Raw genomic sequence first — 20,454 nt, 5'->3', positions numbered from 1 at the left:
GACGGTGAAGAACCAGCACCCGCCCGGAACATAGCGGCGTCGATAATTGGGCATGGGAAAACGCTACCGCCGTAGCCTGTAGGGCGGAATAGCGGAGCGTATTCCGCCTTCTTTTTCCCCCACGTCGCAACTGACCCACCAACGGCGGGTTACGCCTGCGGCTAACCCGCCCTACCCCTCCCCTGTCATCCCCGGCGAGGGCGAAGCCCGAGGGAAGGGGAACCAGTAACCGATGCCGGCGCCAAACGAGTCGCGACCTCGTTTACTGGATCCCCGCCGGAGCCTGCCCCCGACCTGATCGGGGGCGGGGATGACAGTCGGCGTTTCACGCGCGCCACAGGCGGCGCCGGGCGGCGCGGATTGATGCCTCCGCTGCCTCTCCCATACGCCCGCCCATCCTTGTGCACGAAGCGCCCGTCGGCGTTGGCCCCCGATCCTCGGGTCAAGCCCGAGGATGACCGCTGGTGGGGGTCTCGCCGCTCCGTGTCGTCGTCATCCCTCGCCCCTCCACTTCTCTCCATGCTCCGGGCGCGCCCACCGCCGCCGCCCCGGGCACAACAAAACCTTATCCCCTCACCCACCCCCCCGGCCGATCACCCGCGCCGGCTGTCTTCTCCCCTTCGCGGCTCTCGGGTAGGATTTGTCGGACACGAAGCGGAGGAGGAAGGACCATGACCAAATATATCGGGCTTTACATGGCGTCCGATAAGCAGCTTGCCGAATGGGCGGCGTCGACGCCGGAGGATCAGGCGGCGGACATGGCCGAGTGGAAGGCCTGGGCCGAAAAGGAAAAGGCAGCGATCGTCGAGCTCGGCACCCCGCTCGGCAAGACGCTCAAGGTGTCGGTCGACGGCGTCGCCGGGATGCACAACAATATCGCGGGCTACACGATCGTCGAAGCGGATTCCCACGAGGCCGCGGCCAGGGTCTTCGTGAGCAACCCGTTCCTCAAGACCTCGGAGACCTGGGTCGAGGTGATGGACTGCGTCTCGATGCCCGGCATGGACTGAGCCGCGCCGGGCGGCCCGCTACTTCTTCATGCACTTGTTGAAGGACTTGTTGTAGTTGTCCTTCCAGCCCTGGGTGCCGCGGATCGTGCCGGCGACGGCGCCGCCGGCGCCACCGATCAGCGCGCCTGTCCCGGCGCCCTTGTTGCCGCCGAGCGCGCCGCCGACCACCGCGCCGCCGACCGCGCCGATCACCCCGCCGAGCGCGGCCGAGCCGAGCGTCTTGGTGTTCTTGTCGGCATAATCCTCGGCCTGCTTCTGGCAGTGCTCCTTGCTCTTGGCGAGCGCCGGGCCGGCGGTCAGCAGCGGGATGAGCACCGCCGCTGTGGCAAGAACCATCTTCATCGTCGTCATCCTCCTCGTGCGGCCGCCCGATGGGGGATGGCCGGGCAATCGAACCGCGAGTCGCGCCAGAGCCTATCCCTCCCCGTGGCCCGAATCCACAGGTTGCGAGGCCCGTCCGGCCCGGCATCCGCGCGCAACGGGTTCTCAACCAAGGCGATAGGGACCGCCTTGACGCGCCGGCACCCACCCCGGATCGTCCTCGCCAATCCGGGCCGCCGCCGGGCCAACGAGGAGAGGAGACCGCCATGACATCACACACCATCCGCGCCGCCTTCGCGGCCGCCGCCGTCATTCTGCTGCCGACGGTGGCGCTCGCCGCCGATGACGTGCCCGACATCACCGGCACCTGGACCGGAAAGACCTATACGATCGTGGCGGGCAAGGGCGGTCACTGGCCGCAGAACATGGGCACCTTCGAAAAGCCCGGCCTCTTCGAGAAGGACCTGAAGATCACCTTGACCGGTCAGGACGGACGCCGGTTCTGGGGAACGGTGACGATCACCGCCGATGGCGGCCCGACCGACGAGCCGTTCATCGGCGAGTTCGTCCCCGGCAGCGAGCGCGTCGTGATCGCCGACACCGACGGCTATTTCGACGGCCGGTTCGAGGGCGACGGCTTTTCCTTCTGCTACGCCCATGCCGGCGGCGAGTCCCATACCAGCGTCGTCAGTTGTACCGAGGTGAAGCGCAGGCGCTGACGCCCGCCACGCCGGACAGGCGGCGCCGGGCAGGCCCCGGCACCGCCGTTTGAGGACGTCAGTCCTGGAAGACGATGTGCTTGCGCGACATCCAGCCCTCCGACTGGAGGTAATGCGCCAGGCACCAGTTCCCGTCGCACGTCTCGACCTCGAACCGCACGTTCGGCCAGGCAAGGCATATCGGCTCGTATTTCATGCCGGGACCGGAGCGGATATTGACAAAGAGCCCGTCGGTGACGGCGGTACGGGTCTGGTCCGCCAGTGCCGGGACCGCAAGGCCGGCAACCATAAGCGCCGCGATTGTCGCAGAGCGGATCATGAGCTTCCTCCTTGGCCAGCCCCCCTTTCCGCCGAAACGGCATCCCGTCGCGCCGCACCCCTCATCGGCTTCCCCGGAAGAGAGCTCGCGGCGGCCGTGACGCCTGAATCGCATATATGGGTCGGGACCCGGCCCCGTCCAGACGGGAACCGCCGGAGCCGCTAGCCCTTACCCTTTGCCGCCTCGGCTTCCGCCGCCCGCTTGGCCTGAAAGACCTCGGTGGTGTTCTCGCGCGGGAAAGGCGCATCCGGCACAGCAGCCCCGAGGAAGGCGCAGAGCGGCTCCCACCCCTCGCCCACTTCATAGACCAGCAGCCGATCCGCCGGGATCGCCGCCTTCACCGCCGCGTTGTGCCGGTTGAAGACGTCGATGCAGTGATCGCGGGTGGCTGTGTCGCCGCCGAAGGTATCCTGGTTGATCAGCTTGTAGACCATCCGCCCCCAGCTGTCGGTCCGCTCGGCGAATGGCGGTTTGTCCGGATCCGGCTTGAAGATCGTCTCCTGCGTCGAGGCGTACCAGCGCTCGGGGTCCCGCACCGTCAGCAGGACCTTCGACTCCGGGAAATGGCCGGTCAGTGCGCGCCAATAGACACAGCCGGGAAAGTCGACGGTCGAGCGATAGCCATCAAAGAGATCGTCAAGATCGGGTGGTCCGTCGCTATAGGCCGCGCATTCCCATTTCTGTTTGAGCGCATCCCCGTCCTCGCGCCGGAAGAACTCCGCCATATGGAAACAGGGGCCGTAGCCAAGCTGCTCGAGCGCCAGCTTGGCGGACATTGTTCCCGTCCTGCCGAACCCGGCGCCGATCACCGCAAGCGTCATCGATTTCCCCCCGTGGCCGCAATGCTCCACATCCAGCATATCCGGCTCCGGCGCCCTTCGATACGCCGGCCGCGCCTCCCGGGCGCCTTTGTTTCAACCTCCGCCCAGGCCGGTGGATTGTCCTTCACCGCGCCCTCGCTTATATCAGCGACGTTCCAGATTTTGCTCTGCCTTGCTGCAGCTACCCATTCGGTGCCTTCCTCAAGCCGACGCGAATTCGGATACGATGGCCGCGCGAATGGTCGCCGGCAAGGATGTGACGCATTTCGCGTCCTCAACAGGGACTACCCGATATGGCCACAGGTACCGTCAAATTCTTCAATACCCAGAAGGGCTACGGCTTCATCACTCCGGACGATGGCGGCCAGGATGTCTTCGTCCATGTCTCCGCCGTCGAGCGCTCGGGCATGACCGCGCTCAACGAAGGGCAGAAGCTCAGCTATGACGTCATCGTCGAGCGCGGCAAGAATGCCGCATCGAACCTCCAGAACGTCTGATTTCGAAGCACGCGCTTTGATTTCACGAGCCCGGCGTTCCCCGCGCCGGGCTTTTTATGTTGCTCCGGCAGGCCGGAACGCATCATCGACCGCATCGCGCGGCCGGGCAAACAGGGTGCGCCCGCTTCAGCTCAGCTCGGCGCCACGTAATTCCGCGTCGCCTCCGGATCGTCCCGGCTGACCGGCAGCGCCGCCAGCTCCTCCCACAGGGCGTCGGGAACGGGCACGTTGGCCCAGGCCGCGATCCCCGCGATCTCATCCGGCTTGCCGACGCCGCAAATCGTCGAAGTGATCCGCGGATCGCGCATCGAGAATTGCAGCGCCACCGCGCCGAGCGGCACGTCATAGCGCGCCACCACTTCCTCGACCGCCCGCACCGGCGCGAGCGCGGCGTCGCCGGCTTCCTGATAGACGATGCGCGGGTTCGCCGCGCTGCCCTTGGCGAAGACGCCGCCGGCGAAGGGCGCCGCGTTGAGGACGGCGATCCCCTTGCCATGGGCATGGTCGATCATCGCCTCGGCATTGCGGTTCACCAGCATGAAGCGATTGTGGGTGATTATCGCATCGAAATCGAACCGCTCCAGGATCGGCATCATGACGTCGACCCGCCCGGCCGCCAGTCCGACCGCGTCGCAAAGCCCCTCCTCGCGGATCTTGTAGAGCTCGGACAAGCCGCCGCCTGGCCTGGTCACCTCCTCGATATCGGCCGCGTATTCGGGATCGTGGAGATGCAGCAGGCCCACCCGATCGACCCCCAGCGCCGCGAGGCTCTGCTCGAATGACCGCCGCATGGCGCTGGCGCTGAATCTGTCCGTCTCCGGATCGCGGTCAAGCTTGGTCCCGAGCACGAAGCCATCGGGCAAGCCGCCCCTCTCCCGGATGACCATGCCGATCCGCTCCTCGCTGCGGCCGGCGCCATAGTTGCGCGAGGTGTCGAGGAAATTCGACGGCCCGTCGAGGATCGCACGAACGGTCGCCTTGGCCTCCTCGACGCTGGTATCGTGGCCGTAGACCTCCGGCATGCTCCCGACGGGCGCGGTACCGAAGCAGATTCGCGACACCGTCAATCCGGTCCTGCCAAGTCGCGTCGTCTCGATCGTATTTCCCTTACTCACCTGCGATTCCCCCGGTTTCGTGGTTGTCGCATGGTGCGCTCGAAACCCTCGTGGCCGCAAGGTCGGCGACACGGTCAAATCCGCTCAGGCGATCGTGAACCGATGTGACAACACCGGAGCCCCGTCCGGCGCTAGACTGGGATCGTTTCGTGACACCGGCCGCGGGCCGACGGTCGCCGCCCGAAGCCCGTAGAGGCCATCGCATCCTCATGCGGTCAACGGAGGCACCGTGCCATGTCAAACGCACACATGTCCCTCGCAGATTCGACGACCGGGTCCGGCCTCCCGGTGGTTCGCAAGATCGGGCCGGCCGATCTGAAGGACGCGCTGTCCAGGGGGCTCGCGGACTTCTGGGCCATGCCGACCCATATCGTCTTCCTTGGACTCATCTACCCGATCGTCGGCCTGGTGCTTGCCAGGCTGGTCTTCGGCTACGATGTCCTGCCCCTGCTCTTTCCGCTCGCCGCCGGCTTCGCGCTGATCGGCCCCTTCGCCGCGCTCGGCCTGTACGAGCTCAGCCGGCGCAGGGAGGCCGGGCTCGATGTCGCCTGGCGGCACGCATTCGACGTCGTCCACTCGCCGTCAATCGGAGCGATCCTCGCGCTTGGCGGCCTGCTGCTCATCCTCTTCCTTGTCTGGATTGCCGTGGCCGACCGCATCTATGTCGCTACGTTCGGCTATGCGTCGGCGGCTTCGATGCCCGGTTTCATCGATCAGGTGTTCAACACGCCCGAGGGCATCCGGCTGATCCTCGTCGGCAATGGGGTCGGCTTCCTGTTCGCGGTGGCGGCGCTGATGATCAGCGTCATCTCCTTTCCGCTGCTGCTCGATCGGCCGGTCAGCCCGGCGGTCGCCATCCTGACCTCCGCACGCGTCGTTCTCGCCAATCCTCTTACCATGGCGCTCTGGGGCGTGATCGTCGCCGCGCTGCTGGTCGTCGGCTCCCTGCCCTTCTTCCTCGGGCTGGCGGTCGTCGTCCCGGTGCTCGGCCACGCCACGTGGCACCTCTACCGGAAGGCGGTCGCGCCGCCCTGACCATGCGATTGCGGAATGGCTCCATTGCCATGCCGGCACCGTCTCCGGCATCCTGAATGGATTGCCGCCGCCATCCGGTGGCGGCGTCGCTGATGACGGATGGTGATGGAGAAAGCCGAACGGTCCACGATCCTGCGCTGGGTGGCGGGCGTTGTCTTCGCGGCGTCGCTCGTCGCGACCTGGCAATTCGTCGAGCGGGCCGTGCGATCCTACGATCTCCTGCGTTCGGCGACCGAGGTCGGCCTTCCCTCGGTCGCCGGCATTCGCCCCTGGATGACGCTGGGCTATGTCGCGACCACGTACGACGTCTCCTTTCCGGGGCTGGCGGAAAGTCTCGCGCTTCCCAACGACACGCCGGAAACGATGACGCTCGGCGCCATTTCCGAGAGCCGTCAGGTGTCACCGCTCGACTTCGTGATGGAGGTTCAGGCAGCCGTTGCCGGCCTCACCCCGGCGCATATGCCCGTCGATCCGGACGAGAGCGGCGCAACGACGAAGAAGTCCGATGACTATCTCTCGGTCCTGCTTGCCTACCGCTATCCGGCTCTTGCCCTGCTCCTTCTGGTCGGGGCGATCGGCCTGCCGGTTCCGACCGGCTTCTCGACGCTGCTCGCGGGTTCGATGGTGGCGATCGGCGAGATGACCTGGCCGCTCGCGGCCGGAATCGCGGTCGCCGCGTCGGTCAGCGGCGATGTCATCGGCTATGCCATCGGTCGGCTCGCCGACGAGAGCTTCCTCGCCCGCATCGGCCGCTGGCTCGGCTATTCGGGGCGTCGCAAGGCCCGCATCAACAGCATCTTCGCCCGCTGGGGCGGCCTCACCATCCTGATGACCCGGACGCTTGTCTCGCACCTCAGTTCGCTGGCGAGCCTGCTCGCCGGTATCAGTCGCTACAGCTTCGGGGCGTTCCTCGGATTCGCCCTCCTCGGGCGCGCGTTGTGGACCGCCGCCTATCTCGGCCTCGGCTATGTCATCGGCAACAATGTCGAGGCCGCCGGCACCTTTCTCCAGCACGTGACCGGAATCATTCTCTCGCTCGGGGCGATGCTGATCGCCGGCAGCTACCTCGCCGCCCCCTGGCTGGCGTCCCCGGCGGATGCCGACCAGAAGACCGACGCCTAGTCAGCTCCTGCCGATCAGGATGTTGGCGATGGTGTCGAACTCCTCGTCGAGCGACACGTCGGTGAACGGCTTGCCGGCCTTCGAGTACCAGTAGCGGGCGTTGGGCATGTCGCCCTCCATCCGGTGGAGATGGGCATGGACCCAGGCCGCGTCCGAGGTCTCGTCGTCCTGGATGATGTCATGGGCGGTCGACCAGTCGCCCTTGCCCGCGTGCCACAGCGCGCGTTGCGGGCCGGTCAGCTCCGCCGGCGGCTCGTCGCCCGCGATCGATGCTTTGAACTTGGCGTGATCCATCACTTGCTCCCGACTCGCGTTCCACAATGCCGGACGATTGCCTGGCAACGACGCTACACCCTCGGCGCCGCTACCACCAACGCTCCGGGACGAAATACCCGGCCGCGTCCTCGATCACCTGCCCGGTGCGGAAGAGCATCTCCTCGTCGAACGGACGGCCGATCAGTTGAAGGGCGAGCGGCAGGCCCTTGTCGTCGAGCCCGGCCGGCACGGCTATGCCCGGCAGTCCGGCCATGTTCACGGTCACCGTGAAGATGTCGTTCAGGTACATCTCGATCGGCGAGGCGACCGCCTTCTCGGCCACGCCGAAGGCGGCGCTCGGCGTCGCCGGCGTCAGGATCGCATCGACCCCGTCGGCGAAGACCGTCTCGAAATCGCGCTTGATCAGCGCCCGGACCTTCTGCGCCCGCAGGTAATAGGCGTCGTAATAGCCGGCGGAGAGCACGTAGGTGCCGATCATCACGCGGCGCTTGACCTCCTTGCCAAAGCCGGCGGCGCGGGTGTTCTCGTACATGGAGACGATGTCGTCGCCGGGAACGCGAAGCCCGTAGCGGACACCGTCGTAGCGGGCGAGGTTCGATGACGCTTCGGCCGGCGCGACGATGTAATAGGCCGGCAGCGCGTATTTGGTATGCGGCAGCGAGATGTCGACCATCTCCGCTCCGGCGTCGGCAAGCCACGCCTTGCCCCGTTCCCAGAGCGCCTCGATCTCGGGCGGCATGCCGTCGATCCGGTATTCCCTGGGGACGCCGATCCTGAGCCCCTTCACGCTCTGCCCGACCGACGCCTCATAATCCGGCACGGGCTGATCCACCGACGTCGTGTCCTTCGGATCGACGCTGGCCATCGACTTCAGCATGATCGCCGCGTCGCGCACCGTGCGGGAAAGCGGCCCGGCCTGGTCGAGCGACGAGGCGAAGGCGATGATCCCCCACCGCGAGCAGCGGCCATAGGTCGGCTTGATGCCGACCGTCCCGGTGAAGGCCGCCGGCTGGCGGATCGAGCCGCCGGTATCGGTGCCCGTCGCCCCCGCGCAGAGCCGCGCGGCGACGGCGGTGGCCGACCCGCCGGAGGAACCGCCCGGCACCATCGGCGCGTTGGAGCCCGCCGACCGCCACGGATTGACCACCGGGCCGTAGCACGAGGTCTCGTTGGACGAGCCCATGGCGAACTCGTCCATGTTGAGCTTGCCGAGCATGACCGCGCCATCGGCCCACAGGTTTCCCGTCACCGTCGATTCATAGACCGGCTTGAAGCCGTCGAGGATGCGGCTCGCGGCCTGGGCATGGACGCCCTCGGTGCAGAACAGGTCCTTGATGCCGAGCGGCACGCCTTCGAGGCTCCGCGCCTCGCCCCGCGCGATCCGCGCGTCGGACTCCGCCGCCATGCCGAGCGCCTTGTCGGGCGTTTCGACGACATAGGCATTGAGCTCCCGGGCCGCCTCCATCGCCGCGAGATAGGCTTGGGTCAGCTCCAGGGCCGAAAACCTGCCGGCTGCCAGTCCGTCGCGGATTTCGGCGATGGTCAGGGTCGTCAGGTCGCTCATCCGCAGGCTCCGCCGGCCATCACTCGACCACCTTCGGCACGACGAAGAAATGCTCCTCGCGCACCGGCGCATTGGCGACGATCTTCGCCGCCTGGTCGCGCTCGGTAACCACGTCCGTCCGCTTCTTCATCTCCACCGCCACCACCGAGGTCATCGGCTCGACACCGGTGACATCCACCTCGTTCAACTGCTCGACGAAGCCGAGGATCGTGTTCAATTCGCCCTTCAGCGCCTCGGCTTCCTCGTCGCTGACCGCGATCCGGGCGAGGCGCGCGACGCGTTTGACGATGTCCTTGTCGACCGACATGAGCGATGCTTTTCCAGGGAGGGTTCCCGCGCCTATAGCAGAGCCCGATTTGCCGGAGCAAGGGGCCCGGCCCGGCGATATGCCGGCCGGGTGAATCGCGCTATGATCGTCCTGTTGACGGTATGCCTGCCGGGATGCGCCGGATACGGGGAAATATCCCATGACAGCCGCCTCCGATCAGCTCCGGAACCTTTGCCGCGATTGCCTTTCCAGGGCTCCGGCGGGCGCGGGCCGTTGCCCGGCCTGCGGCAGCCCCCGCCTGCTCTCGCATCCCGAGCTCGGCCGGCTGGCAATCGCCCATATCGATTGCGACGCCTTCTATGCGGCGATCGAGAAGCGCGACGACCCGTCGCTGGCCGACAAGCCGGTGATCATCGGCGGCGGCCGGCGCGGCGTGGTTTCGACGGCCTGCTACATCGCCCGCATCCGCGGCGTCCATTCGGCGATGCCGATGTTCAAGGCGCTGAAGCTGTGCCCTGAGGCGATCGTCATTCCGCCCGCCATGGAGAAATACGCCGCGGTCGGCCGCGAGGTCCGCGCCCTGATGCTGGAGCTCACCCCCCTGGTCGAGCCGATCTCGATCGACGAGGCCTTCCTCGATCTCGCCGGCACCGAGAAGCTCCACCATGCGACACCGGCCCAATCGCTTGCCCGTCTCGCCCTGAGGATCGAGCAGGAGCTCCACATCACCGTCTCGGTCGGGCTGTCCTTCAACAAGTTCCTCGCCAAGATCGCCTCGGACCGGAACAAGCCGCGCGGCTTCTCGGTCATCGGCCGGGCGGAGGCCGTCGATTTCCTGAGAGACCAGCCGGTCAGCCTGATCTGGGGCGTCGGCGCCAAGACCCGCCAGCGTCTTGAGGCGGACGGCATCGCGACCATCGGCACGTTGCAGCGGATGCGGGAGAGCGACCTCGCCCGCCGCTACGGCTCGATCGGCCTCCGGCTCAGCCGTCTCGCCAATGCCGAGGACAGCCGCCCGGTCAATCCCGACGGCGTCGCCAAGAGCGTCAGCGCCGAGACCACTCTCGACACCGACGTCTCCGACCCGCACAAGCTCAAGGCGATCCTGCGCCAGCTTTCGGAGAAGGTCTCCCGCCGCCTCAAGAAGGCCGGCATCGCCGCCGTCACGGTCACGCTCAAGCTCAAGACCTCGGATTTCCGCATCCGGACCCGCAGCCGCCAATTGACCGATCCGACCCGGCTTGCCGAACGCATCTTTCAGGCCGGCGCCCATATGCTCGAGCGCGAGGCGGACGGAACCCGCTACCGGCTCGTCGGGATCGGCGTGTCGGATTTCGTCGACCCGCGTCTCGCCGACCCGGCCGATCTCGTCGATCCGGCAAGCGGCAAGCGCGCCGCGGCCGAAGCCGCCATCGACCGCATCCGCGACAGGTTCGGCAACCTCGCGGTCGAGACCGGCCTGGTCTTCGACGAGAAGCCCGCCGGCCCGCAGCGCGAGAGGCGCGACTGACTCCGCCCCCGGGTGAGGGGTTGCCATCACCCGACCGCATTGACCGGCTCTGTGTCTTTAGTAGGATGAAATCGGGAGGACGACGTCGATGAGAGACGGGCTACAGGATCGGTGCGCCGGGTCGCAGCAGGGACCCGCGGTATGTCCGTGAGCGAGGCTGCAACCGCGGCGGCGGGAGCAAATGCCGACCCCGGATCGATCGTCAGGCTGGAGAATGTCCAGAAATATTTTGGCGCGGTTCAGGCCCTCCAGGACATCAACCTGACGATCGGAACGAATGAGATCGTCGGCCTGATCGGCGACAACGGCGCCGGCAAGTCGACCCTGATCAAGGTGATGACCGGGGTGATGCCGCCGACCTCCGGGCGCATGTTCATCCGCGACAGGGAGATCCGGCACAGCGACTATTCGGTCCAGATGGCCCACGATCTGTCGATTGAAACGGTCTACCAGGACCGTTCGCTGGCCGACAAGCAGCCGCTCTGGCGGAACTTCTTCGTCGGCCGGCAGATCACCAACCGCTTCGGCTTCATCAACATCAGGAAGCAGAAGGAGATCGCCGAGAGGATACTCAAGGAGGCGATCGGATTCCGCGGGGTCGGCATCACGGTCGATTCGACCGTCGCGAATCTTTCCGGCGGAGAGCGCCAGGGCATCGCGATCGGCCGCGCCATGCATTACGACGCCGACCTGATCATTCTCGACGAGCCGACGGTTGCGCTGGCCGTGGCGGAGGTCCGCAAGGTGCTGGATTTTGTCCGACGAATAAAGGAAGCCGGCCATGCCTGCGTCTACATCGAACACAACCTCGCCCACGTCCATCAGGTCGCCGACCGGCTGATCGTCCTCGACCGCGGGCGCATCGTCACCGAGATCCTGCCGAAGGACATGAGCGTCACGGAGCTGACCGAATACCTGATCGAGCTCCAGCACGGACACGGCGGCTCGGAGGACCGGTGATGGCGAAAGCACGTGGCCCGTCGGTCGTCGAGCGGTTCGAGGGACTGCCGATCATCATCGTCTTCGTCCTGCTGCTCGCCCTGTTCATGTACACCGCGCCGCAGGTCTTCCTGCAGCCCTTCATCTACACGACCTTCCTGTCGACCCTGCCGCCCCTGCTTCTCCTCGCGGTCGGGCTGACCTTCGTCATCGGCGCCGGCGAGATCGACCTGTCCTTCCCGGCGATCATCTCCTTTTCCGGCTTCGTCTTCGCGATCCTGTTCAAGGAATACGAGCTCGGCTGGCTCGCGGTCGTCGCCGCCCTCGCCTCCGGCATCGTCGTCGGCTTCATCAACGGCATCATTATCGCCCGGATCGGCATACCGTCCTTCATCGCCACTCTCGGCACCCAGTTCTTCTGGTTCGGCATGGCGACGGTGCTTTCCGGCGGCAAGTCCTATGCGCTGCGCGGCGCCGAGGAGTCCTCCGTCTGGCAGGTCATCGTCGGCCGGCCCTTCGACGGTTCGGGGACCGCCTGGGTCGAGCAGCTGCCGATGCAGGCCTTCTGGACGGCGATCATCGTCGTCGTCCTGTGGATGGTGCTGAAGCGCCACCGTTTCGGCGAACACGTCCTGTTCATCGGCGATTCCAACGACGTGTCACGCGTCGTCGGCATCGATGTCGAACGCGAGAAGATCAAGATCTTTACCCTGATGGGCGGCCTCGCCGCGATCGCCGCGGTCATGTTGACGCTGGAGAACAAGAACTTCTTCGGCAACCAGGGCCAGGGCTATCTGCTGACCGCCATCGCCTCGGTGCTGATCGGCGGCACCTCGATCTTCGGCGGCCGCGCCACCATCATCGGAACCGTCTTCGGCTCGATGATCATCCTGATGATCGAGCCCGCCCTGGTCGCGGCCGGGCTGACTGGCGCCTGGGTGCGGACGGTTCAGGGCCTCGTCTTCCTGATCTCGATCGTCTTCTACCTCTATGCCGACGAACCGCAGCGGCGCACTGCCTTCTTCGCGCGCATGGGGCTGTCGAAGGGATTCGGTCGCAACCGTGAATCGGACGACCGAAGCGATCCCGCGCCTGGAAGCGCGGGCGCCACACACAAGTGAAAACAGGGAGAGAACCGACAATGAGCATGACCAGAAAGCTGCTCGCCGGCGCGGCCGCCGCCGCCATGATGGCGAATGCCGGTGCCGCCTCGGCCGAGATGATCGGCGAAGGCCTGACCATGTACATGCAGATGGGCGGCAATCCCGGCGACGGCGCCACCCTCGCCCGCCAGACCGGCGCGGCCCAGGCTGCGGAAGCCTTCGGCGTCGACCTCAAGGAGCAGTTCTCCGCCTGGGCGCCCGAGACCATGATCAACCAGTTCAAGGAGGCGGTCGCCGCCAAGCCGGACTGTATCGAGATCATGGGCCATCCCGGCGGCACCGCCTTCCACGATCTGGTCAAGGATGCGGTCGATCAGGGCATCGTCGTCACCGTCGGCAACTCGCCGATGACCGAGCTCCAGGCCGAGTTCGGGCCGATGGGCATGGGCTATGCCGGCGTCGATCTCTATGCCGGCGGCAGCCTGACCGCCAATGCGATGCTGTCCCATGGTCTCAAGGCCGGCGACGAGGCGATGGTCTATGGCGTCTTCAGCCAGGCCGAGCGCGGCCAGTCCGAAAAGGGTCTCGCCGATACTCTCGAGAAGGCTGGTCTCAAGGTCGACCGGCTCGAGATCACCCAGGAAGCCAACAGCGACGCCTCGCTCGCCGTTCCGGTGCTCGCCGCCTATATCCAGGCCCATCCCGACCTGAAGGCGATCGGCACCCAGCATGGTGGCATCACCAGCGTCCTTGCCGAGGTGCTGAAGAAAGCCGGCAAGGAGCCGGGCGACATCATCGTCGGCGGTATCGACCTCGCCCCCGCGACGATCGACGGACTGGAATCCGGCTATGTCTCCGCCACTCTCGACCAGCTTCTTTACCTGCAGGGCTTCATGCCGGTCGTCCAGTGCGTGATGAGCAAGAAATACAAGATGCCCGGCCTGTCGCTGAATACCGGCGCCGGCACGGTCACGCCCGACACCATCGGCGGCCTTGTCGACCTGATCGACGAAGGCATCCGCTAGTCGGCCCGAAACACAAGGCGTCGGCGGCAACCCCGCCGGCGCCTTCTCAGTCCAGCGCGGCGAGTTCGCTTTGCGCCCATGCGATCCAGCCGTCCTGGCTGGCGGAGAGCCGCCCTTCCCCTTCGAGTCGCTTCAGGATCGAAAGCGCATCGGTCAGCAATTCCCGACGCTTCGCGGGATCGTCGATCACCCCCTGCAGCTTGGCATAGCCGACGACGAGATCGGTCTGCCAGCGCGCATTGTCGGGCTCCGCCTCGGCGAGGCCACGCGTTGCGGCGAGAAGCTGCTCGAATGCGGCGCGGGCCCCCGCGATATCGCCGAGCGTCTGCTTCACCTCGCCGACCTTGCTCAACGCAACCGAGACATCGCGCTGCCACAGGACGTTGTCCGGGTCGGTCGCGACCAGGCGGCGGCGGATCGCCAGCGCCTCCTCATAGGCGGCGAGCGCGTCCTCGTCGTCACTGGCCTTCCGCTTCAGGTCGCCGATCAGCTCGAGGTCGACGGATACGTCGCGCCGCGCCTCGAGGTTCTCCGGGCTGGCCTCCGACAGCCTCCTGCGGCCGGCGAGACTCCTCTCGTAGGCGGCCAATGCTCCCGCGACATCGCCTCCCTTCCGCTTCATCGTCGCGACCTTGTTCCAGATCGCAACGAGATCGCCCTGCCGGTCGATATTGTCCGGGTCGGTCGCGGCGAGACGGCCGATGATCTCGCCCGCCTCCTCGTAGGAAGCCAGCGCCGTCGCCACCTCGCCGGAATCAATCGCGAGGTTGCCGATCCGCTCGAGCGCGGCGGCGAGGTCCCGCTGCCATCCGGCATTCGTCGGGTCCTGCGCCGCGAGCTCGCGGGCGACCGCAAGCCTCTCGTCGAAGGCGGATCGCGCGCCGTCCGGGTCGTCCGCCGCCAGCTTGAGGTCGCCGATTTTCTCCAGGGCGACGGCAACGTCGCGCCGCCAGATCGCGTTTCCGGGATCGGCCGCGGCCAGCCGCCGGTTCGCCGCGAGCATTTCCTGGTAGGCGGCAAGCGCCCCCTCCGCGTCACCGGCGCCGCGCTTCAGATCGCCGATCCGGTTGAGACTGACCGACGCGTCCCGCTGCCATTCCGTGTTGCCGGGCTCGGCTTCCGCAAGGCCGCGATGGATGTCGAGGCCTTCCTCATAGGCGGCAAGCGCCGCCTCGGTGTCACCCGCCTTCAGCCTTGCCGCGGCGACCTTTTCGAGACCGACGGCAAGATCGCGCTGCCAGATCGGATTGTCGGTGTCCCCCACACCGCGCCGGACCGCGACGCTCTCCTCGTAGGCCGCCAGCGCACCGCTGGTATCGCCGGTCTTCAGCCTGACATCGCCCATCTTGTTGAGGCTGACCGAAAGATCGCGCTGGAGCATCAGATTGCCGGGATCGGCTTCGGAGAGCGTACGCGCCGTCGCCAGCATTTCCTCGTAGGCGGTCATCGCGCCCGATGTATCGCCGGCCCGCAGCTTGGCGTCGCCGACCCCGCCGAGCCGCACCGGGATGTCGCGTCTCAGGGTCGGATTGCCCGGGTCCTCGGCGGCCAGCCGGCGGGAAATCTCAAGACCCTGCTGGAACGACGCCAGGGCGGACCCGGTGTCTCCCGCCGCGAGATAGGTCGTTCCGAACTCGTGGAGCATCGCCGCCTCGCTCCGCTGAACCCCGGGTTCGTCCGGCGCCGCCTCGGCCAGTCGTCGCATGGCATCCCCGGCCCGTGTCAGGATGGTGCGAAGGCTCTCGACCCGCATCCCTTCGACGTCGCGCAGTCCTTGCGCAAGATCGAAGACGACCTGGTCGGCCGTGTCCTTGGCGATGCCGAAGTTGCGAAGCGCCCGCTCCGCCTCGGCCGTCGCCCGCTCGGCATTCTGGACCGCAAGCCAGGCGGCGAAGCCGGCGGCGACGCCGAGACCGGCAACCACGGTCGCGACGCCATAGGCCATTCGCAGATTGCGCCGCTGCCGCTTCAGCTCGTCCGAATAGAGGTCCGCCTTCTCCGCGCCCTTGATCGCCGCCGCGAGATCGAGCGCGGCGTTGAAAAACGCCTGGTTGCCGCGCGTCGCCGCCGAAGGATCGTCGCGGAAGGGCCTGAGGTCCACCCATAGCGGCTCCTCGGCGAAGCGCCCGCGGAGTGTCGGCGGCAAGGGCGTCGCGTCGCTCCAGGCGAAATCTCCCGCCGCCTCGTCCCAGGCAAGATCGCCCTCGGTCAGGCCGACAAGGAGCCGGTCGAGGCCCTTTCCGTCGGCCCCGACGAAGTGGCTGACCTCCATGTCGACCCACTTGGAGGCAGCCGCCGCCGGCGACGCCAGCAGGATCAGGTGACGGGAGCGGCCGAGCTTCTCCTCGATCGACTCCCAGAGCCCCGGCGCCGCCGACAGGCTCGTGGCATCGAGGAAGACGTTCAGGCCGCGGACCTTCCACCACGGCTTGCCGATCGTCTGGATGACGGTACGGAGCGAGCGCGCGATCGCCTTGTCGGAGCGCTGGCTGTAGGAAATGAAGGCGTCGTATTGCGGCGCGTCCGGGGGGCGAGCCGGAGCGCCCGATCCGGCCGCGCCGGCGGGGTCCCTGCTGCTGTCATCCAGTTCCGGCATAGGGCGATCATATCCGCTGGGTTCCCCGCCTCAACCATCATCCTGCCGGGCGATTCCGGCATCCCTGCGACGCAATGATGGCCCGTCGCCCGACCTGGCATCGCTCGACCTGTCACTTCGCTGACAGCGGCCGTCAGCGCCCTGTCGGCCGCCCTCCTCCATAAACGCCATCAGCGGCGCTGCTCCAGGCGCCGTCAGGACAGGAGGGAAATATGTTGCTTCGCACGATCGCCATCGCCGCCGCTCTCGCCTTTGCCGGGGCGACCGCCGCCCCGATCGCTTCCACGGCGGTGCTCGCCAGGGACAAGGGGCATGCCGGGCATTCCGGTCACAAGGGGCACGGCGAAGGGCACCATGACAAGACCCACGACAAGCATGGTGAAAAGAACCGCCACGACCATCACGGCAAGTACAGGGACGGAAATGACGGCCACGGCCACGATTGACGGCCGGGTTTGCCGGAAGGCGCCGAAAGCCCCCTCGGCGCTTTTCAGCCGGCCGCCGCCGCGCGTCTTCTGAGCGGCCGCATCGCGGCGATGCCGAGCCCCGGGCCAATGGCGAGCGCCGCCAGCACCACCGGCCAGCCGAGCATCCCGGCAAGCAGCGGCGTCGCCTGCACGGTGACGATGGTCAGCGCGAAGCCGATGGCGGTCTGGAAGGTCATCAGGCTGCCGGCGAGGTGTGGCGGCGACGCATCCGCGACCAGCGCCGAGAATTGCGCCGAGTCGGGGATCACCGCGATCCCCCAGATCATGATCAGCACGAAGGTGATCCACACCGGCCCGCCGAAGCTCAGCGCCGTCAGCACCGCGGCGCTGCCGCTCACCGTCATGGCGATGATCGTCACCTCGGCCTTGCCGATCCGGTCGGCGACCCTGCCGGCGACGACACAGGTCAGGCCGCCAAGCGCGATCGCCAGGAAGGCGGTGAGCTTGCCGAGGCTTTCCGCCCGCGCGATTCCCAATGTCGCCGCGTAGGAGATCGTCGACGCGGCGCCGATCCACGCCCACATCGCGAAGAGCTCCCACATGTGGCCGAAATAGCCGAGATAGGCCGCGCGAATCCGGGGTTCGGTCCAGGCCAGGCGGATCGCACCGGGCTCGAAGCGCGGCGACCGGGCGTGATGGGGGCCGAGCCCGGCGGCCAGCACGGCAAGTCCGCCGACTCCGGCCAGCAGCGAGATGACGGCGATGGCCGGGCGCCATGCCGCCCCACCGAGAAAGGCCGCCAGATAAGGCGTGCCGTTGCCAAGCGTCAGGGCGCCGACCAGCAGGCCGACGAGGAAGCCGCGGTCGCGCGTGCCCCACCCGACCGCGATCTTCATGCCGACCGGATAGACCCCGGCGAGCAGGGCCCCCGTCGCGAACCGCGCCGCGATCGCGGCGTCGCCGCCGATTGGTGCGACCAGCAGCGAGGCATTGGCCAGCGCCGCCAGGATCGCCGAGACCGCGAAGACCCGGCGCGGGTCGAAGCGGTCGGGCGTCCCGCTGATCGAGAAGAACAGCGCGCCGATCACGAAGCCGGCCTGCACCGCGCTCGACAGCAGCGCCTGCCGGGTGGCCGGGATCCCCGCCTCGCGGACCATGTCGGGAAGCACCGCGGCGGATGTGAACCATAGGCTCATCCCCGCCATTTCGGCGACGATCAGCAAGGCGATCGACCGGAGCTTCGACGGTTGCATGCTGGCCCCAACCTCCCAGACGCGGTGAGCTTATCACGTGCGCCGGGTCGGGTTGGCGCTACCGGTATTCCGGGTTGGGGTGATCGAAGCGGCAGCCGGCGTCCCACGCCTTCCGCTGGTTGCCATGCGCCGGGTAGCCCCCGGCATCCCGCAACAGCCGCGCCATATGCATCAGGTTCCAGGTCATGAAGGTGGTGTTGCGCTGGGTGAAGTCGCTCTCCGGGCCGCCCGAGCCCTCGTCGAGATAGGACGGCCCCGGCCCGATCGGGCCGATCCAGCCGCAATCGGCCTGCGGCGGCACCACATAGCCGAGATGCTGCAGCGAATAGAGGATCTCCATGGCGCAATGCTTGACGCCATCCTCGTTGCCGGTGACCACGCAGCCGCCGGTCTTGCCGTAGTAGATCCACTGGCCCTTGTCGTTGAGCTCGGCCGACATGCCGTAGAGCCGTTCGATGACCAGCTTGCAGACGGCCGAATACTGGCCGAGCCAGATCGGCGAGCCGATCACGAGGATGTCGGCGGCAAGGATCGTCGGCCACAGCCCGGGAAACGCGTCGGCCTTGAAGCCGTGCTCCCGCATGTCGGGATAGACGCCGTAGGCGATGTCGTGATCGACGGCACGGATCGCGGTCACGTCGATGCCGTTCTTGCGCATGATCGCGCGCGAGACCTCCATCAGGCCATCGGTGTTGGAGGTTTCCGGCGACGGCTTGAGGGTGCAGTTGATGAAGACCGCCTTCAGCCCGGTGAAGTCATCGGGGCTGTCGGCGCGGAGCTCTTCCTGTTTCGGCGTCAGGGCCATGGGGGCCTCCCTTGAATCGGCTTGTGAACTCGCCGGGCCCGACTGTCGCGCCGCGGCGTCCGCATCTCCAATCATTTGCTCTTGAGCGCGGCGTTATCGGGCCTGCTTCTCTCGACACTGCAACAACCATCCGCAAGGATCGGTTCGGACTCCCGGATTCGCCCTGATGACCGACACCCAGCCGCCCGCCATACCCCGCATCCTGATCGACGCCGACGCCTGTCCGGTGAAGGATGAATCCCTCCGCGTCGCCCGGCGCTACCACCTGCCGGTGATCATCGTTTCGAATGGCGGCCTCCGCCCCTCGCGCGATCCGATGGTGCGCCATGTCGTCGTGCCGCGCGAGCCGGACGCCGCCGACGACTGGATCGCCGGCAATGCGGCGGCGCGGGATATCGTCGTCACCGCCGACGTCCTCCTCGCCGCACGCTGTGTCGGGAAGGCCGTGACGGTCATCGGGCCGGACGGCCGCCCGTTCACGCCCGCCTCGATCGGCATGGCGGTCGCCATGCGCAACCTGAAGCAGCAGCTCCGCGAAACCGGCGAGATCGCGGGCTATAATCGCGGCTTCACCAAAGCCGATCGCTCGCGCTTCCTCGGCGAGCTCGACCGGCTGGCCCGTCGCGCGAAGGCTGGCGCATGATCGAGTCCCTCGCCTTTCTCCTGCTTGCCCAGCTTGCCGGGGAGATCTTCGTCCGGGCCATCGGCCTGCCGATCCCGGGGCCGGTCATCGGCCTCATCCTGCTTGCCGTGATCGTCGCCTGGCGGGGCATTCCCCCGGCGCTCCGCGAGACCTCGCTCGGGCTGCTGCGCAACCTCTCGCTGCTCTTCGTCCCGGCCGGCGTCGGCGTCATCCGCCAGGCGGACGTGCTCGCCGAGAACTGGCTCGCCCTCGCGATCGCCCTTGTCGTCTCGACCCTTGCCACCCTGGCGGTGACGGCGCTCACCTTCCGCTGGGCGCAGAAGCGCTTCGGCGGCCGCGACGGCGAGATGGCCGAATGACGAATCCGGCCGTCGATCTCTGGGTCTATCTCTCCACCAGCCCGCTCGCCTGGCTGACGCTGACGCTCGCCGCCTATGTCATCGCCGACTGGATCGCGCGGCGGCTGAACCGTCACCCGCTCGCCAATCCGGTGATCATCGCCGTCGCCCTGGTCATTGTCGCGCTCCAGGTCTCGTCGACGCCCTTCGAGGTCTATTTCGAGGGCGCGCAGTTCGTCCATTTCCTGCTTGGCCCGGCGACCGTGGCGCTCGCCATCCCGCTGGTCGAGAACTGGAAGCGGGTGCGCCGTTCCGCCCTGCCGATCCTCATCGCCCTCTTCGCGGGCTCGGCGACGGCGGTCGGCAGCGCCGTCGGCATCGGCGCGCTGCTCGGCGCCTCGCCGCCGATCCTCGCCTCGCTCGCCGGCAAGTCGGTGACGACGCCGATTGCCATGGGCATCGCCGAGCAGCTCGGCGGCATCCCGACGCTGACCGCCGTGCTGGTCATCTTCACCGGCGTCCTTGGCGCGGTGATGGTGACGCCGACCATGAATGCCCTTCGCATCGGCGATTTCGCGGCCCGCGGCTTCGCCGCCGGTGTCGCCGCCCATGGCATCGGCACCGCCCGCGCCTTCCAGGTCAACGAGCTCGCCGGCACCTTCGCCGGCCTCGCCATGGGCCTCAACGGCATCACCACCGCCCTCATCGTCCCGATCCTGGCGCACTTCCTGGTCGGCTGAACCGGCG

23 protein-coding genes are annotated in these 20,454 nt (G+C 67.4%); 13 read left to right on the top strand and 10 right to left on the bottom strand.

The annotated features are described in order from the left end of the window. The first annotated feature begins 671 nt into the window (after positions 1-671). Positions 672-1,010 (top strand): YciI family protein, encoded by a 339-nt coding sequence (locus tag KDJ86_RS03895; protein ID WP_291743187.1) that lies wholly within the window; start codon positions 672-674, stop codon positions 1,008-1,010. 18 nt (positions 1,011-1,028) lie between these two features. Here the strand turns inward: KDJ86_RS03895 and KDJ86_RS03890 are convergent, their stop codons facing one another. Next, on the bottom strand, positions 1,029-1,352 hold the full coding sequence (locus KDJ86_RS03890; protein ID WP_291743185.1) for a hypothetical protein: 324 nt from the start codon (positions 1,350-1,352) through the stop codon (positions 1,029-1,031). A 245-nt stretch (positions 1,353-1,597) separates the two neighbouring features. Between KDJ86_RS03890 and KDJ86_RS03885 the strand changes: the two genes are divergently transcribed. Beyond that, positions 1,598-2,050 (top strand): hypothetical protein, encoded by a 453-nt coding sequence (locus KDJ86_RS03885; RefSeq protein ID WP_291743183.1) that lies wholly within the window; start codon positions 1,598-1,600, stop codon positions 2,048-2,050. 58 nt (positions 2,051-2,108) lie between these two features. Here the strand turns inward: KDJ86_RS03885 and KDJ86_RS03880 are convergent, their stop codons facing one another. Both KDJ86_RS03880 and KDJ86_RS03875 read right to left on the bottom strand, forming a co-directional pair. Then, entirely contained in the window at positions 2,109-2,369 is a 261-nt protein-coding gene (locus KDJ86_RS03880) for an SH3 domain-containing protein (RefSeq protein ID WP_291743181.1), read from the bottom strand. A 161-nt stretch (positions 2,370-2,530) separates the two neighbouring features. Continuing rightward, positions 2,531-3,229 carry a sulfotransferase family protein gene (locus KDJ86_RS03875; protein ID WP_291743179.1) on the bottom strand — a complete coding sequence of 233 codons (699 nt, stop codon included), beginning with the start codon at positions 3,227-3,229 and terminating at the stop codon, positions 2,531-2,533. A 254-nt stretch (positions 3,230-3,483) separates the two neighbouring features. On the opposite strand from KDJ86_RS03875, the gene KDJ86_RS03870 reads away from it, so the two are divergent. Then, positions 3,484-3,687, top strand: a complete 204-nt coding sequence (locus tag KDJ86_RS03870; protein ID WP_291743176.1) for a cold-shock protein — start codon at positions 3,484-3,486, stop codon at positions 3,685-3,687. A 131-nt stretch (positions 3,688-3,818) separates the two neighbouring features. Here the strand turns inward: KDJ86_RS03870 and KDJ86_RS03865 are convergent, their stop codons facing one another. Continuing rightward, entirely contained in the window at positions 3,819-4,802 is a 984-nt protein-coding gene (locus tag KDJ86_RS03865) for an aldo/keto reductase (protein ID WP_291743173.1), read from the bottom strand. 234 nt (positions 4,803-5,036) lie between these two features. Between KDJ86_RS03865 and KDJ86_RS03860 the strand changes: the two genes are divergently transcribed. Both KDJ86_RS03860 and KDJ86_RS03855 read left to right on the top strand, forming a co-directional pair. Further along, the gene (locus KDJ86_RS03860; protein ID WP_291743170.1) at positions 5,037-5,837 is read left to right on the top strand and encodes a DUF2189 domain-containing protein; all 801 of its coding nucleotides are present in this window, start codon (positions 5,037-5,039) and stop codon (positions 5,835-5,837) included. 105 nt (positions 5,838-5,942) lie between these two features. After that, positions 5,943-6,959, top strand: coding sequence for a DedA family protein (locus tag KDJ86_RS03855; protein WP_291743167.1), 1,017 nt, complete (start codon positions 5,943-5,945; stop codon positions 6,957-6,959). Here KDJ86_RS03855 and KDJ86_RS03850 read toward each other — a convergent pair whose 3' ends face one another. The 3 genes from KDJ86_RS03850 to gatC form a co-directional block, all read right to left on the bottom strand. Then, the gene (locus KDJ86_RS03850) at positions 6,960-7,253 is read right to left on the bottom strand and encodes a hypothetical protein (RefSeq protein WP_291743165.1); all 294 of its coding nucleotides are present in this window, start codon (positions 7,251-7,253) and stop codon (positions 6,960-6,962) included. Positions 7,254-7,323: 70 nt separating this feature from the next. Next, complete coding sequence (gene gatA / locus KDJ86_RS03845; RefSeq protein ID WP_291743163.1) at positions 7,324-8,799, bottom strand: Asp-tRNA(Asn)/Glu-tRNA(Gln) amidotransferase subunit GatA; 1,476 nt, start codon at positions 8,797-8,799, stop codon at positions 7,324-7,326. A 19-nt stretch (positions 8,800-8,818) separates the two neighbouring features. Beyond that, positions 8,819-9,106, bottom strand: coding sequence for an Asp-tRNA(Asn)/Glu-tRNA(Gln) amidotransferase subunit GatC (gatC, locus tag KDJ86_RS03840; protein WP_291743161.1), 288 nt, complete (start codon positions 9,104-9,106; stop codon positions 8,819-8,821). A gap of 160 nt (positions 9,107-9,266) precedes the next feature. Between gatC and KDJ86_RS03835 the strand changes: the two genes are divergently transcribed. The 4 genes from KDJ86_RS03835 (at position 9,267) to KDJ86_RS03820 (ending at position 13,644) form a co-directional block, all read left to right on the top strand. Then, complete coding sequence (locus tag KDJ86_RS03835; protein ID WP_291743158.1) at positions 9,267-10,577, top strand: DNA polymerase IV; 1,311 nt, start codon at positions 9,267-9,269, stop codon at positions 10,575-10,577. Between the two features lie 147 nt (positions 10,578-10,724). Further along, positions 10,725-11,537 carry an ATP-binding cassette domain-containing protein gene (locus KDJ86_RS03830; RefSeq protein WP_291743156.1) on the top strand — a complete coding sequence of 271 codons (813 nt, stop codon included), beginning with the start codon at positions 10,725-10,727 and terminating at the stop codon, positions 11,535-11,537. Beyond that, the gene (locus tag KDJ86_RS03825) at positions 11,537-12,637 is read left to right on the top strand and encodes an ABC transporter permease (RefSeq protein WP_291743152.1); all 1,101 of its coding nucleotides are present in this window, start codon (positions 11,537-11,539) and stop codon (positions 12,635-12,637) included. Before KDJ86_RS03830 ends, KDJ86_RS03825 begins: the two co-directional genes overlap by 1 nt. 20 nt (positions 12,638-12,657) lie before the next feature. Then, positions 12,658-13,644: a sugar ABC transporter substrate-binding protein gene (locus tag KDJ86_RS03820; protein ID WP_291743150.1), complete on the top strand. Its 987-nt coding sequence runs from the start codon at positions 12,658-12,660 to the stop codon at positions 13,642-13,644. 46 nt (positions 13,645-13,690) lie between these two features. Here KDJ86_RS03820 and KDJ86_RS03815 read toward each other — a convergent pair whose 3' ends face one another. Then, complete coding sequence (locus KDJ86_RS03815; RefSeq protein ID WP_291743147.1) at positions 13,691-16,240, bottom strand: tetratricopeptide repeat protein; 2,550 nt, start codon at positions 16,238-16,240, stop codon at positions 13,691-13,693. 212 nt (positions 16,241-16,452) lie between these two features. Here KDJ86_RS03815 and KDJ86_RS03810 point away from each other — a divergent pair, with 212 nt between their 5' ends. Next, positions 16,453-16,686, top strand: coding sequence for a hypothetical protein (locus KDJ86_RS03810; RefSeq protein WP_291743145.1), 234 nt, complete (start codon positions 16,453-16,455; stop codon positions 16,684-16,686). 44 nt (positions 16,687-16,730) lie between these two features. Here the strand turns inward: KDJ86_RS03810 and KDJ86_RS03805 are convergent, their stop codons facing one another. Further along, positions 16,731-17,921 carry an MFS transporter gene (locus KDJ86_RS03805; protein ID WP_291743140.1) on the bottom strand — a complete coding sequence of 397 codons (1,191 nt, stop codon included), beginning with the start codon at positions 17,919-17,921 and terminating at the stop codon, positions 16,731-16,733. Between the two features lie 58 nt (positions 17,922-17,979). After that, on the bottom strand, positions 17,980-18,726 hold the full coding sequence (locus KDJ86_RS03800; protein WP_291743138.1) for a flavodoxin family protein: 747 nt from the start codon (positions 18,724-18,726) through the stop codon (positions 17,980-17,982). A gap of 166 nt (positions 18,727-18,892) precedes the next feature. Here KDJ86_RS03800 and KDJ86_RS03795 point away from each other — a divergent pair, with 166 nt between their 5' ends. Genes KDJ86_RS03795 through KDJ86_RS03785 form a run of 3 tightly spaced genes read left to right on the top strand, consistent with a single transcriptional unit; the run spans position 18,893 to position 20,447 of the window. Next, positions 18,893-19,369 carry a YaiI/YqxD family protein gene (locus tag KDJ86_RS03795; RefSeq protein ID WP_291743136.1) on the top strand — a complete coding sequence of 159 codons (477 nt, stop codon included), beginning with the start codon at positions 18,893-18,895 and terminating at the stop codon, positions 19,367-19,369. After that, positions 19,366-19,728 carry a CidA/LrgA family protein gene (locus KDJ86_RS03790; protein ID WP_291743133.1) on the top strand — a complete coding sequence of 121 codons (363 nt, stop codon included), beginning with the start codon at positions 19,366-19,368 and terminating at the stop codon, positions 19,726-19,728. Before KDJ86_RS03795 ends, KDJ86_RS03790 begins: the two co-directional genes overlap by 4 nt. Next, on the top strand, positions 19,725-20,447 hold the full coding sequence (locus KDJ86_RS03785; RefSeq protein ID WP_291743130.1) for an LrgB family protein: 723 nt from the start codon (positions 19,725-19,727) through the stop codon (positions 20,445-20,447). The genes KDJ86_RS03790 and KDJ86_RS03785 overlap by 4 nt, the downstream gene beginning before the upstream one ends. The last annotated feature ends 7 nt before the right edge of the window (positions 20,448-20,454 follow it).

The organism is Bauldia sp., assembly GCF_020442045.1.
GTDB lineage: Bacteria > Pseudomonadota > Alphaproteobacteria > Rhizobiales > Kaistiaceae > Bauldia.
The sequence above is the reverse complement of the archived record's forward strand: the minus strand, read 5'-3'. Positions and strand labels throughout refer to the sequence as shown.